Source organism: Paenibacillus nasutitermitis, from assembly GCF_014641075.1.
GTDB lineage: Bacteria > Bacillota > Bacilli > Paenibacillales > Paenibacillaceae > Paenibacillus_Z > Paenibacillus_Z nasutitermitis.
The window spans coordinates 650,102-664,082 of sequence record NZ_BMHP01000001.1 but is presented as its reverse complement, the minus strand read 5'-3'; the positions used below and the strand labels follow the sequence as shown (position 1 = coordinate 664,082).

11 protein-coding genes are annotated in these 13,981 nt (G+C 48.3%); 6 read left to right on the top strand and 5 right to left on the bottom strand.

Going from position 1 to position 13,981, the window contains the following annotated elements:
• Window positions 1–111: 111 nt before the first annotated feature.
• The 6 genes from IEY46_RS02770 (at window position 112) to IEY46_RS02745 (ending at window position 7,904) form a co-directional block, all read left to right on the top strand.
• On the top strand, window positions 112–999 hold the full coding sequence (locus IEY46_RS02770) for an AraC family transcriptional regulator (RefSeq protein ID WP_188988901.1): 888 nt from the start codon (window positions 112–114) through the stop codon (window positions 997–999).
• A gap of 192 nt (window positions 1,000–1,191) precedes the next feature.
• Entirely contained in the window at window positions 1,192–2,559 is a 1,368-nt protein-coding gene (locus IEY46_RS02765; RefSeq protein ID WP_188988899.1) for an ABC transporter substrate-binding protein, read from the top strand.
• An 85-nt stretch (window positions 2,560–2,644) separates the two neighbouring features.
• A complete protein-coding gene (locus IEY46_RS02760) occupies window positions 2,645–3,580 on the top strand; it encodes a carbohydrate ABC transporter permease (RefSeq protein ID WP_188988897.1) in 936 nt (311 codons plus the stop codon).
• Entirely contained in the window at window positions 3,577–4,404 is an 828-nt protein-coding gene (locus IEY46_RS02755) for a carbohydrate ABC transporter permease (RefSeq protein WP_229750026.1), read from the top strand. Before IEY46_RS02760 ends, IEY46_RS02755 begins: the two co-directional genes overlap by 4 nt.
• Before the next feature lie 79 nt (window positions 4,405–4,483).
• Window positions 4,484–6,307 (top strand): sensor histidine kinase, encoded by a 1,824-nt coding sequence (locus IEY46_RS02750; RefSeq protein ID WP_229750025.1) that lies wholly within the window; start codon window positions 4,484–4,486, stop codon window positions 6,305–6,307.
• On the top strand, window positions 6,282–7,904 hold the full coding sequence (locus IEY46_RS02745; protein ID WP_188988893.1) for a response regulator: 1,623 nt from the start codon (window positions 6,282–6,284) through the stop codon (window positions 7,902–7,904). Before IEY46_RS02750 ends, IEY46_RS02745 begins: the two co-directional genes overlap by 26 nt.
• Window positions 7,905–8,018: 114 nt before the next feature.
• Here IEY46_RS02745 and IEY46_RS02740 read toward each other — a convergent pair whose 3' ends face one another.
• The 5 genes from IEY46_RS02740 to IEY46_RS02720 form a co-directional block, all read right to left on the bottom strand.
• On the bottom strand, window positions 8,019–8,942 hold the full coding sequence (locus tag IEY46_RS02740) for a dihydrodipicolinate synthase family protein (RefSeq protein WP_188988891.1): 924 nt from the start codon (window positions 8,940–8,942) through the stop codon (window positions 8,019–8,021).
• A 42-nt stretch (window positions 8,943–8,984) separates the two neighbouring features.
• A complete protein-coding gene (locus IEY46_RS02735) occupies window positions 8,985–10,001 on the bottom strand; it encodes a succinylglutamate desuccinylase/aspartoacylase family protein (RefSeq protein ID WP_188988889.1) in 1,017 nt (338 codons plus the stop codon).
• Between the two features lie 136 nt (window positions 10,002–10,137).
• Window positions 10,138–11,154: a Gfo/Idh/MocA family protein gene (locus IEY46_RS02730; RefSeq protein ID WP_188988887.1), complete on the bottom strand. Its 1,017-nt coding sequence runs from the start codon at window positions 11,152–11,154 to the stop codon at window positions 10,138–10,140.
• Between the two features lie 27 nt (window positions 11,155–11,181).
• Window positions 11,182–12,369, bottom strand: coding sequence for a threonine synthase (locus IEY46_RS02725; RefSeq protein WP_229750024.1), 1,188 nt, complete (start codon window positions 12,367–12,369; stop codon window positions 11,182–11,184).
• An 80-nt stretch (window positions 12,370–12,449) separates the two neighbouring features.
• Complete coding sequence (locus IEY46_RS02720; RefSeq protein ID WP_188988883.1) at window positions 12,450–13,958, bottom strand: glycoside hydrolase family protein; 1,509 nt, start codon at window positions 13,956–13,958, stop codon at window positions 12,450–12,452.
• Window positions 13,959–13,981 lie beyond the last annotated feature (23 nt).

Genomic DNA, 13,981 nt, shown 5'->3' with positions numbered 1-13,981 from the left:
GAACCTCAATAGCTGACTATTCTGTAACTAAGCCTATCTTAAAGGAAATTCATGTTCAGATATGCCAAATCTAATATTTCAACTGACAAATATTGATTGAGGTGTCCTTCCATGTTTAAATATCCGGAATATCAGGATGTAGTTGGAAATTATACACCCGGACAGCTTCCCTGTTATATCTCGATTAATACCATTGCTTCGACAAGCGAATTGCATCATCATGATTTTGCCGAGCTGTCCCTTGTTATTGAAGGAACAGGAACCGAGACGATTAACGGTATTGAACACGAGATGAAGACAGGCACAGCCTCCTTTCTTCTACCCCATCATATCCACGAGATCCACGCTGCACCGAAAGCAGGCATTCGTGCCTACTGCTGCATGTTTGATATGCGTCTCTTAATGGAATCCTCCACTCACACCGAATTAGGAACACTGCTGCTGCGATCCGGACAGAGCTTTCCTTCTCATACGCAATTAACAGAAAACACGTTTAACCGGTTAGCAGCCGTATTTGATGAAATGATCGATGAATTGCATCAATCGCGCCCATGCAAGCAAAGTATGCTGAGTACGAAATTAATCGAAGCGTTGTTAATCTATATCCGCGCTCACCAAGAGAACAGGAATCCGCCTTCTGATAATAAATCCCCGGAAATCGCGAATATGCTTCAGTACATCCACCTGAATTACGGGGAAGCCCTTTCCCTTGAGCATCTATCCGCAAAATTCCATATCAGCATCCCCCATATATGCCGGCTGTTCAAGAAAGAAGTGGGGATCAGTTTTCTGGAATACCTGCATCAATTACGAATCCAATCCGCAAGCCATCTGCTCGTCACGACCAATATGCCGATCGGCGATGTGCTTATTGAAGCCGGCTTTGAGTCCTACCGCAGCTTTGTCCGTTTATTCAAGCGATTCAAAGGAGTTATACCGTCGGAGTATCGGAGCCGCTCCAAGAAAACTCCTGCGAAGCCATCATCATTTGAAAAATAACAATGGAGGAGGTCGGTTCAATCCGGCTGGCCTCTTTTTTTTTTCTCGCGGTGAAAGCGCTCCGATAAATAATCATTTTTTATTCAAGAATTTCGTATATCTTTCTAGTTTCGATTGCATCAAGAACGATTAGAATGAGGTTCATGCAGCCGTATTCTGCAAATATACAAAACAAGGGTGAGGGTTTTGAAATTGAACGCAAAAGCTATTATTGTTCCCGCAGTGTTATTAACAGTCTCTTTATCCGCTTGTTCATCAGGAAACAACAATCCGAATTCGACAGGAAACGAAAACGCGGCTAACGGTTCACAAGAAACCGTGACGCTGAATTTTCTGGATTGGGACACAACCGGTGAAATGACCAAGACCACCATTGAAAAATTCGAAGAGAAGTACCCCAACATCAAAATCAAGCACAGCGGGGTTGCCAACGAAGGTTTTAAGACTAAAATCAATGCGTTAATGGCAACAGGCGATGTGCCGGATATTGCGCAAATGACAGAGGATCTGGCGTTTAAGTGGGGATCGGAAGGAAAGCTGCTGGATCTGTCCAAATATTACGATAAGATCCCGGAGCTTGGAAACAAACTGGAGAGTTCCTATTATTACATTGGCGAGAATGGTGAAAATATCGGTTATATGAACGGCGTGGAATCCTTCCAGCTGTTCTACAATCGTGAAGTGTTTGAAAAAGCAGGCATAGATGCACCTCCAATCGAAGCCGAGAAAGCTTGGGACTGGGATACCTTCTTGAAAACAGCACAGAAGCTGACCCTGGACAAAAACGGCAAAAACGCGTCAGAAGCTGGTTTCGATCCGAAAAACATTGTGCAATACGGGGTTAATTTCTCTGCTTGGTGGGGGGCATGGAATCCTCTCCTGGCGAGCAACAATGCAGATATAACGAATGAAGACGGAACGGAATTCACCATGAACAACCCTGAATCGGTTGAGGTATTTCAGGCGCTTCAGGATTTGATTCACAAATATCACGTGGCCCCGTCCCTCATGGTCCAGAAGAACATGAGCTCGCTCGTCACACAATTCAAAGACAAAAGAATTGCGATGGCGTTTGATGGCCAATGGAATATTTCCGCTTTTGCCGAGAACGACTTCAATTACGGCGTTGCTCCACTGCCGAAATTCAAAGAACCAAAAACGATTCTGCTGGGCTCTGTTTTCAGCGTATTCGCTGAAAGCAAGCATCCTTATGAAGCGCTGCTATTCTATGAATTCCTGAACGACTTCGAGAATAATCCCAATTATATTTCCGGCAACCTGATGCCTGCTGACAAGAAATTTTATACCGATCAGGCGTCCATGGACCGTTGGATCAATAATGATGCCCATGTTAAGGAATACAAAGTGGCCGTTATCGATTACGTCATGAATCATTCCGTTATTCCCGCCGCATATAAGTTGAAAAACTGGACCGAAATCGATCAGAAGATTTCACCGAAGATCGAACTGATTATGAGTGGTAAAATACCGGCACAGCAAGCACTGGATGAGTTGAAAAATGAAGTCCAGCCGCTGCTGCAAGGAAAATACTCCAAATAGATAATCAAACCAAATAAGATCCATTATGTCGGGAGCATATGCACATGTATGTTCCCGACATGCTCATTAGGGAGAGATGGTTGATATGATTTACAAAGCAAATGTGAGCAGACCCGAAAAAAGGCTTCATGGCATTGCCAGCATGGAGCGCAAATGGGGCATTATATTCGCAACGCCTATTATGATCGGTTTCACAATATTTATCCTCGGTCCGATGATCGCTTCCTTATATTTCAGTTTGACGAATTGGGAGATTGGTTCTCCCGCAGAGTTCATTGGCTTGTCAAACTACAAAAAAATGTTCACCGAAGACACCGCATTCCGCAAATCCCTGGTTGTCTCTCTTTATTATGCCGTGCTCGGGACACCGGTTACCGTATTGTTTGGTTTCCTTGCAGCACTCCTGATGAACAACAAAATCCGTTTCCTATCGCTGTTTCGTACTATATTTTATCTTCCGTCCGTAGTGCCCGGCATAGCCGTTATTATTATTTGGATGTATTTGTACAATCCGGAATTTGGCATATTCAATTCTATTCTGGACTTTCTGGGGATACCGGGGTTGGAATGGGTGTACAGCGAAGCTACCGCAGTGCCTTCCATTGTATTGATGGTCGCCTGGCAGTCAAGCGGCGCCCTGATGATCATCTTTCTGGCAGGCTTGCAGGGTACGCCTGCTCATCTTTACGAAGCGATCGAGGTGGATGGGGGAAAAAGCTGGCATAAGTTCTGGTATATTACCCTTCCGTCCTTAACGCCTACCATCTTCTATTGTTTGATTACGCAGCTGATCGCGACGATCCAGGTATTCGATGTTGCCTACGCGATGACTCAAGGTGGCCCGAATAATGCGACACGTTTTTTTGTGTACAACATTTATACGACCGCCTTCTCCCAGTCCAAGATGGGTTATGCAAGCGCCCTCGCCTGGATATTATTCGTCATCATCGCCCTGCTGACCTTTGTGGTCTTTAAGACCTCCAAAAGCTGGGTCTATTACGAAGGAGGTGACAAGCATTGAACCGTTCAAGAAAACTTTTTGTATATATCTTTCTCGCTATCGGAGCGGCTTTCTGCTTGATTCCTTTCATTTGGCTCATTCGCAGCTCGGTCATGAGCGAGACTCAGATGTTCTCCTTCCCTCCTCAGCTTATACCTGATCCGTTTAAATGGAGCAATTACAAAAATGCATTTACAAAGGTTCCATTCGGTACGTATTTCTTCAACACTTTCAAGATTGAAGTCGTTTATCTGGTCGGCATGCTGATCACATGCACATTATCGGCTTACAGCTTCGCAAGATTGCAGTGGCCTTTGCGCAATGTAATCTTTGCGGTCATCCTGTCCGCGATTATGCTCCCAGGGGCTGTTGTGCTCATTCCCCAGTTTTTATTTTGGAAAACGCTCAATCTGCTGGACACCATCGCTCCGCTCACGGTCCCGGGATGGTTAGGTGTCGGGGGAATTCTGTATATGTTTTTGTTGAGGCAATTTTTCATGACGATTCCAAAGGATCTGGATGAAGCCGTATATATGGATGGCGGAAGCCCGCTAACCTTTCTGACCCGGATTCTTATTCCGCTCTCTGTGCCCGCTTATATTGCGATCGCCATTATGGGCTTTTGCGGAGTCTGGAATGATCTGCTTGGTCCGCTTATCTACCTGAATTCCGCCGAGAATTATACGGTTGCCGTTGGGCTTACGGCCTTCCAAACCGCGTTCCGGACGGAATGGGGCATGCTGATGGCAGCTGCCACTGCGGCAACAGCGCCGCTTATCCTTATATTCTTCTTTTTGCAGCGTTATTTCATAGAAGGAATCACATTGACAGGTATCAAAGGCTAGCGATAAGGTTAGGATATTAAACTGGCCAACAGGCAGGAGCTCGGAGGCACATAACCATGAAAGTCCCAGGTTGCCGATTATGTTGAAACTGTTCGATATCCATACCATTCGCGGAAAGTTCATTCTGCAGACCATGATCCTCACGGTCCTGCCGATGATTGTATTGAGCTCGCTATTCTACTATATTGCCTTAAACAAGCTGAGAGATAACGCTAATTATTTCGCTGAAACATCCCTGCGCGCAGCTAATTCCTATTTAACGCGGACGTTTAATGATCTGGATGAACTGATGGACGTTGTTCGTGTCAACGATACCGTCCAGCAGCTTCTCTCCGCCGAGGTGGTTTCGGAGGAGCAATATTTATCCAATTACAAGATCATCAACAAGATCACTGATTCCATTATCGAGACCAAAGATTATATTCAATCCTATGTTATTTATGGGACGGGCGAACAGAAAAACTTTCGGTTCTACCGGGGAATAACAACTGCGGCAGACCCCTACATCCTGGAATCCAACTATGTGAATGCGGATAAGTGGGTCAATTATCTCAAGAAACAACCATCCAGAACGCTGTTTCATTCGAACAGTTTTTTGTTCAATTCCTTTAAGAATAACAATTATTTCTATGCCAGCAAGCTGATTCATCAGTATGTGGATAACTATCATGTCATCGGATTGCTTGTTGTGGTGATCGATAAAAAGAAATTTTTTAATGATATTGAATTATTGACCAGCAGTCCGGACTCGAATGTCATGGTGTTGGATCCGGAAAATGTCATCATGGACACCTCTCATGACTACCGGAGTCCCCTTATGAATGAAGTGGTTCATGCCATGTCTGACAGACAGCATTCGGGAAAATTCACCATGCGGTACAATCGGGTGAACTACAGTGTTTTCTATGCAGAAGAGCCCGTTTCCAAGTGGAAAATCATTCATTTCACCGAGTCCGTCAAGCTTTTTGAGAAGGATGCCGACTCCATCCGAAACTCGACGATTGTCATCTTCTTCCTCATGCTGTTTCTTGGCATTCTGCTCGCATTGCGATTCGGCAATATGATCAGCAAACCTCTGCGCAAGCTTCACAAGCTGATCAAGCAGGACGGTATCATTCAGTCAGACAATGGTGATTTTGACGAGAAAGACGAGGTCGGCCAGATCGGCATCCTTTATATCCGATTAAAAAAACAAAATCAGTTTCTGAACGACGAGATTGTTAACGAACTGATCAAAAGAAACGAAGCCGAAATCCAGGCTCTGCAATCGCAGATTAACCCGCATTTTCTGTACAACACTTTAGAATCCCTGAATTGGCTGGCTATATCCAACAAGCAAATGCTTATCAGCGAAATTATAGGGGCACTGGGTGATTTCTTCCGAATTGCCATTAGCAAGGGCAGCACTTATATTCCAATCGCCAAAGAAATCGATCATGTCCATGCTTATATGATTGTTCAACGATTCCGTTATAAGGACAAAATCGAACTTATTATTGAGGTTAACGAGCAGGTGATGGGTTATTACATCCCCAAATTCATCTTTCAGCCCATAGTAGAGAACTGCATCTACCACGGTCTTAAACCCACGAATGTGAAAGGTACGATTATGCTGACGGGCGATCGTGTGGGTGACAGCCTGGAATTTCAAATTACGGATGACGGCATCGGCATGTCTGAAGAGCAATTAACGGAACTGAGGGCTGCATTAGATGTGGACAGCTGGGACCAGGCGTATGGCCTGCGCAATGTTCACAGAAGGTTGAAACTGCAATTCGGCGATTTATATGGAATCAGGATCGTCTCCCAGCCAGGGCAATTTACATCCGTAATCATCACAATCCCCATTCTGACGGAAAATGAGGTGACAACCCGTTATGGTAAAAGCTCTCGTAGTGGATGATGAATATTATATTCGGGAAGGGATCGTCACTTCCATTCCCTGGGGTGAGCTCGGTATAGATACGGTCGGAGAAGCGGAAGAAGGGTTAGAAGCCTGGAATAAATTCCAGTCCCTCCGGCCTGATATCGTACTGCTTGATATTAATCTTCCGAAACTATCCGGAATTGAGGTTGCACGCCGTATTCGCAATGTTGATCAAGAAGCCCAGATTCTGTTTTTGACCGGCTATGATGATTACAGTTACTTAAAGGAAGCCATTACCTTGCAGGCAGTAGATTATCTGCTGAAGCCAATTGTTTATGATGACCTGCTGCAGCTTTTTAAAGCAGCTGTGAGCAAGCATCATGAGAAGAATAAAAGCAAACAATATCTTTCACTTTTGAAATCCCAAATCCAATCGCTCAGCCAAGCGCCACAGGATATCATTCTCTTGGATTTGCTTCAATCCCGTACACGTGCAGACGAAATCGTCAGCCAAATCCCATTCCTGCAAGCACATACCAGGGAACATATTTATTATGTCATCAGCATGGAAATCGATTTATACGAGCAATTATCAAGTGAAAGATCCCAACAGGATAAAGCCACTTACATGTATGCTTACCAGAAGCTTGCCCAGGAAGCGGCTGATCAGATTAACCTGTCGGACTGCAGAATCATCAGCGACTTTCCCGGCCGTTTAATCGCCGTCATCTCATATGGGGTAAGCCGCCATATGAGAACTTACTTTGACGAACAAATCATCGAGCTTGCCCAGCATTTCCAGCGTGTATTTCGTGATTATCTAAAAACAACGATCACCGCAGGTGTCAGTTCGCTCGTAAACGGATACGACCGGCTGCCCGAAGCCTATCATCAATCCTTGCATGCACTGGTACAAAAGTCCGCTGTCGGCAGCGGAAAAATCTTATTTGCGCCTTATATGGAGACCCGGATTCATCACCATATTGATATTATGCCATTAGAGCTGAGCATGCTCAGCAGGATGAGTGAAGGGAATTTGACGCTTGCCCAATCCAGCTATCGGCGATGGACAACCAAGATTTACGCTAGTGGAGCAAGCTCCATCAAAGGCTATGCCAAGAATTTGGTCATGCCGATGATGAGGATGATTCATGAATTCCATTTGGAAGGGGACGCAATCGATGTTCAACCGCTTCTGACAGGGTTGGTTGCCAACCGGTCCAATGAGGAAATTGAGGGTCTGCTATTAGGCTACATAACCAGTATTACAACAGAAATCGCCCAAACTAAAAAAATACCCGTATCCAAAATGATTTCGAAAGCGAAAACATGGATTTCAGAGCATCTGGACGAAGAGCTGCGGTTAACCCAATTAGCAGAGCTGCTGCATATAAGCCCCAACCATTTCAGTGTGCTGTTCAAGCAAGCTACCGGCGTAACCTTTACCGAATATGTTCTCACAGCCAAATTCGATAAAGCCAAGGAGCTACTTGCGAACACAGATATGAAAATTTCCGATATTGCATCTGAAGTCGGTTATATTGACAGCAATTATTTCAGTATTGCCTTCAAAAAACATGAAGGGGTCACCCCATCGGTTTACAAAAAAATGAATGTTGTGACAGATCCATAAATGCTAGTCAAAAATCCCCTTGCGATCAAATAAAACAGGGGAGGGGACGACGCTCGCCCCTCCCCTTCTATTTCAATTTTGAATCGAGGATCGCGTTCCTGCGTATTCGGCGATTTATTCTCCAACCGGCGCAAGCTCCCCAATTGTCTGCATAATTTTCTCATGAATTTTCATTACAAGCGGTATTTGAGACTGCTGTACCTCTTCCATCGGCGCACGGACCGTCCCGCAATCAATCCCCCTTAAACGGATGATTTCTTTCAGTGCAGAATGGGTGGGTAGTGACAGGAGATCGGTAATAATATCATTAATCAATGTCTGCAGGCGCTGCGCTTCCTTCATCATACCGTTTGCATAATACTGCTCCAGACGCACGAATAATTCGGGCATACAACCGTAAGTCCCGCCGATACCGCCGTCGGCTCCCATGACCCTCCCGGCCAAATATTGTTCGTCCGGACCATTGAAAATAAGGAAATCCTTGCCGCAGATCGATTTGAAACGCTCCAACTCGAAGGTGCTTGCCACCGAAACTTTGACGCCGATAACCTTGGGATTCTCAATCATTCGCCGCAGCAGTCCCGTTGTAAGAATGAAGCCCGTTGTTGCGGGAATATGGTAAATAATAAACGGCAGTTCGGTGCTGTCCATGATGGCCGCCCAATGCTTTTGCACGGCTTCCTCACTATGCCGGTAATAGAAAGGAGGGACCGCCGATATGGCGTCAGCTCCGGCACGCTCGGCGTGAGCCGCAAGCTCGATACTGTCCCGTGTAGTCATCGCTCCAATATGAGCTATAACCGCGATTTCCCCTTGGCTTTCCGCGATCACCGCTTCAAGCACCTGCTTTCTCTCCTCTATACTTTGCAGCAGGCCCTCGCCGGTGCTGCCGCAAACGTAAACCCCACTCACGCCTTTATTGATTAAGAACCGGATCAGCCGTTTGACGGCTTCCTGATAGATATTCCCATTGTTATCGTAACAGGAGTTGATCGCAACGGTTACGCCTTTAAATTTATCCAGGTCATATGACTTCATGGTCAGTTTCCTACCTTCTATGGATGATTACATGAGGACGGATCAACTACTTGTTACGGATGCAAGCAAATAAACGGGGTCTCCCTTGCGAATGACGGGAATTCCGAGGATCATGACGAGAAATCCGTCGCTGCCTGCAAGGACGCGCTGCAGTTCCGAACCGTCCAGCGCATAGATCGTTCCGATCAAATCCCCTTGTCTAACTTCACTCTCCAACGGAATCGCCGGAATGAAGAAGCCGTCCTCCTCCGCTGTCGCCGAATGGTCGAAATTGCCGTCGCTGTATATCGTTTTCCGTTCCATTTCCTGCTGATCGATTGGCCACTTAAGTGGGTCGACAAGCATTTCAAGATGGTTGATCAGCCGGATAGTCCCTCCATAAAATAATCTTGCATCCTCCTGACGGACCCTGCGCCCTCCATATGCCTCTGTATACAGCCATGGAATGCCCAGCGCTTGTGCCGAAGATACACTTCTGCCGGGAGATATCTCGTCGTGTGCCCACATTAGCTTAGCTCCAAATGCTTCAGCAGCCTCCCTGCACCGCTGGCTGAAAGCGGATCCTTCTTCCTGATAGTAGCCGACTAATGACGCGACCGCATAATGGGTTCCCCCGCTGTGCAGATCAAGCAAAAAATCCGCTTTAGCTATCATGCGGTGATGAAGCTCATAAGCCAGTTTTTCGGTTACCGTACCGCTTTGCTGTCCCGGGAAAACACGGGCCAGATTCACTCCGTCATCCGGGCTTAATCGGGTTCCCCCCTCGTAAGCGTACGGATTCGCACAGGGAATCATTAACAGATTCCCTCTAATATCCTCTGGCAGAAGTTCGCTGAACAATCGCAGAATCGTCTCGATCCCTTCGTATTCATCGCCATGAATACCTGCCAGAATGAGCAGATTAGGTCCGTCTTCATCCCCCGCGATTTCAAATGCAGGGATCCAAACTTCATCTCCTTCATCCGGCTTGCCTTCTAATAGCAGCCTGTACGTATGTTTCACTGACCGTGAACTCCGATTCCATGTAAATTGATCGACCGGTATCCGATCCGCTGTCAATTGTGCCACATCTCCTTCTTATACGATACTTAACGGAGGAAGCCCTTGCTCGAAGCGTTCATGGGCAAGAGGCACCGCTTCACCGCCGCTTTCCAGTACGGTTTCCCCGTGTCCGGCAATTAGCTGTTGATAAAGGCTATTCTTCAACGGACAGGAGCGGCAGGTTCACTGGCTGCCCCGACTTTGCTGACTGCATCACGGCCCATGCGACGCGCACTGCCCTGTAACCATCCATTGGGTCCAGGATGTCCGATTGTTTGCCTGAAGCCACGCAATCGACGAAATGAGATAGCTCATCTGCTAGTGCGCCTCCCAGACGTCCATGCGTTTCATGCATGTTGAGAATAGCGGGAACAAGTGGTCTGGTTTCATCGATATACGTAACGCCTTGTTCCGGATCTATGATCTGAACACTCCCGTTATCCGCTGTGATCTCCATGCGGACGTCCTGGTAGGATGGGGCTCCGTCAGGCAGCAGCCAATTACATTCGATGATCCCGATACCTCCCTTGTTAAAATGAAGGATGGCCCAATTCATATCGGCAGCCTCAGATCCTTCCGGAGTGGAACGAGTCGCGTAGACCTGATGCACATCATCTTCCATATACCAGTGCATAAGATCGATATCGTGAATACCGAGTATGAACACCGGCTCAATCCGGTTATAGATGGAGAACACGGACTTCCAATTGTTGCGCTTCGCATAAATCGAGCGAATAGAGCCAAGGTTACCCTTGGCAAGCCGCTCTTTGACGGCGGCATACCTTGGATCAAAACGCAATAAGTGACCGCTCATCAGTATGCGTCCGCTTGCCGCCGCTTCCTGCACCAGTTCGGCAGCAGCTTCCGGATTATGCGCGAGCGGCTTCTCGACGAACACATGCAGTCCTTCTCTCAAGGCCGCCTTGACAGGTTCTGTATGCAGATGTTCCGGCGTAAGAATATCGACAGCATCCAATTCGGCTGAGGCCAACATATCCGGCCAGTTGACATAGCAGCGCGCATCAGGAAACCACTCCTTGAAACGGGCATACCTATCAGGATCGGGGTCACTGACTGCCACAACTTCGACATTCGGTAGACGGCTTAATATGCGGGCATGCTGCTCGGCGAAGCTGCCGAGACCAATAATGCCCAAGCGAATCCTGATCATGGAATCATTCCTTCCTGAGTGGTTGCATTATATATCCAATTGCTCTACATCCAGACATGGAACAGCAATCTCCGAGGTCATAGCGGACAAGCGTTTGCCGTCCTTGAAGCCGTTGCCACTGATCACACAGACAACTTTATCAAAAGATCGCCCGGTATTTTCCGCACAGTCGCGAATGAGCCCGGCTACTGAAGCAGCGCCAGCCGGCTCGCAGAAGATGCCTTCCTCCTCTGCAAGCAGCCTCTGAGCTTCCCAAATGAGCGGATCACTAACGGCAATGCCACTCCCGCCGCCATTGGCCATGATTTGCAGCGCAAGCCTGCCGTCTGGGGGATTCGGAACTTGCAGGCCCGAAATTTGCGACGTCGACGCTCCAGATAGAGGATCCCTCGATCCGGCGTGATACGCCCGTACGATATTCGAACAGCCCTCGGACTGGACGGCGACCATACAGGGGGCAGCAGCCGTTCGACCGTTCTTATTCAACTCATTAAAGCCTTTCCAGATACCGCAGTATAATCCGCCGCCTCCTGCGGATGCATAGACATGCGAGGGCATGCCCTGTAATTCATCATATATTTCGTAAGCAATGGTCTTAACGCCCTCCATGGCATAGGGATTGAAACGGAAAGCGGTGATCATCATTTCCCACCCGTGCTCCGCGGCCCCTTCAAATATGCGTTCGAAGACTCTTTTGCCAATGGCAGGGTCATTTCCGAAGCCCTTGACCTTACGCACGTTCGCCTTGTGCACAAGAGCCTGGGCAAGCTTAGCCTCCGTTACATCCTCCAGTACGAACAAATGATAAGGGAGGTCGGCACGAGCTGCATAAGCCGCAGTAGCGGCTCCTGCATTACCAGAAGAAGTGCCGATGCAAGCCTCCCGGCCCTGCCCAATGGCCCAGGATAAACCCATTGCGGCAATGCGATCCTTATACGAACCTGTCGGGTTGCCCCCTTCATACTTGAAATACAGTTCGCCGATGCCAAGCTTATCCCCAAGCCGGGAACTCGGAATAAGTGGCGTCATGCCTTCTCCCAAATAAAGCCTGTTCTCTACTGGCACCGGAGGAAGACTTGCGTGATATCGCCAAATTCCTTTCTGACTCTTATCATTTATTGGCACGCTCTCATACTGCGGCAGCAGAATGCCGCCGCATACCGGACAGGCGTACAAGGATATTTCTTGCTGTACAGTCTCACACTCCGTGCACATATTCCACACCATATCACTTCTTTTCTTATTGAATTAGGGGTCCTGATTCCTTCGAATTGTGGACAATAATCGGCAGAGCCCTATCGTCCAATACGCAATTCAACCCATTTGATCGTTGTCTGAGCCTGATGATCGGCTCCGGCAGCGGACACAAGATCGATCATCTGATAGCCATCCTTCAGCACAGACGCGGATAGGGAATACGAATAGGCTTGCCCTTCAGGCTTCGGCATCGGCAGTTCCACGGGAGTCCCCGTTCCACAGAGCTCGCCATTCACATAAACCTTCAACTGCTCCGCGCTAAAATCTGACCCCGCTGCGATTACAACCGCGGTATCAGTTTCCGGCTGCGGTTTCTGACCAGTCGGAATGCGCACCTCTTTGTTCTGCCCGCTTCTCAGCTCAATAGGCAGCGCCGTTGCCCGAGGGTCCCCGGGTGCCCAGGTATCTGGATAAGTGAGTACATGACGCCGCGGCTTGCCCGCAAGTGTAGCGAGTTCTCCTGCCTCCTGCAGCAGAATTGGGTAATGGTGAAGATCCGAGATTGTCGTATCTGCGTCCATGTAATTGAACAAGTAGATCCGGTCAGCTCCTCGCGCGAGGAACGAAGCTGCCGCACCGCGAACCGTCTCAAGCGTATTGGTCTGCCGCAGTGGACTTGCCGGATACGCCCGCAGCAGAACTTCCAGCCCTGCAGCAAGCAACGTACCGCTGCCTTCCAGAAGCTGCTTCCATAACTCGATTGGCATATCCGTTTCAATCGACTCCCAGAATGGGGTTGGGACCAGCATGTCTACCAGTCCTTCGCGAGCCCACAACACCGCATGCATCCCGAGATCGAAGGCTGTCTGTGGCCGTGAAGCAACCCGGCAGCCCAGCTTGATCCGCATACCGCGTTCCGCGCCTTTGCGGTCGAGCAGTTCCCTGACTTGACGCAGGAATGCAGTCAAGTGCTCTCTGCCCACTTCCTCCTCGCCCGGCTTAAAATGAAAGGCAAATCGCATCCAGTCCAGTTCAATTCCGTCGAACTCATACCTGTCCACTACTTCCTCGATCAATCGGAAATGGTACTCGCGGACCTCCGTTTTGCCGAAGTCGAACGCTTTGTCCGTCCACGCCGAGAAGCGGTGCTGTACCCGCCGCAGATCCGGCCTTTCGCGCCAGAATCCGCCTATTAACGGGTGCGATTCATCGTTCACGCAGTGGACATCGTTCATCCGGACCGACACCCAAGGCGACAGTCCCTTCTCCCGTGCGCGCTGCAGCAGGATGCCGCAGAAGTCCAATCCATCCCGATGGATTTGCCAGGCACGATGAATCCACGCTCGCGTAGACTCGCGCGATTCCTCCGGCAGGCTTTGAAAGTGCGGCTGATCGGCCCCGGCTTCGGGATCGTAGCCCTTCCAGAACGAATCCCACACCTGACTATCATAAGATGTCCGCATGGCATTCACATTGACGAGAAATTCTTTAACCTGGGTATCGGCATACTGATCGACGAGTGCTTCGATATCTGCACGTGATACCTCACGGTCGCGCCGATTATAATAGAAATGGTTGTTGTCTTCATTCATGCATAAACCTGCCATGACTTCTCTCTCCTTAGAATGAA

Excerpts from the sequence above, each read along its gene's own strand:
- IEY46_RS02750 (WP_229750025.1), top strand. The coding sequence starts at position 4,484 with ATGTTGAAACTGTTCGATATCCATACCATTCGCGGAAAGTTCATTCTG.
- IEY46_RS02720 (WP_188988883.1), bottom strand. The coding sequence starts at position 13,958 with ATGGCAGGTTTATGCATGAATGAAGACAACAACCATTTCTATTATAAT.
- IEY46_RS02760 (WP_188988897.1), top strand. The coding sequence starts at position 2,645 with ATGATTTACAAAGCAAATGTGAGCAGACCCGAAAAAAGGCTTCATGGC.
- IEY46_RS02725 (WP_229750024.1), bottom strand. The coding sequence starts at position 12,369 with ATGTGCACGGAGTGTGAGACTGTACAGCAAGAAATATCCTTGTACGCC.
- IEY46_RS02770 (WP_188988901.1), top strand. The coding sequence starts at position 112 with ATGTTTAAATATCCGGAATATCAGGATGTAGTTGGAAATTATACACCC.
- IEY46_RS02730 (WP_188988887.1), bottom strand. The coding sequence starts at position 11,154 with ATGATCAGGATTCGCTTGGGCATTATTGGTCTCGGCAGCTTCGCCGAG.
- IEY46_RS02740 (WP_188988891.1), bottom strand. The coding sequence starts at position 8,942 with ATGAAGTCATATGACCTGGATAAATTTAAAGGCGTAACCGTTGCGATC.
- IEY46_RS02745 (WP_188988893.1), top strand. The coding sequence starts at position 6,282 with ATGGTAAAAGCTCTCGTAGTGGATGATGAATATTATATTCGGGAAGGG.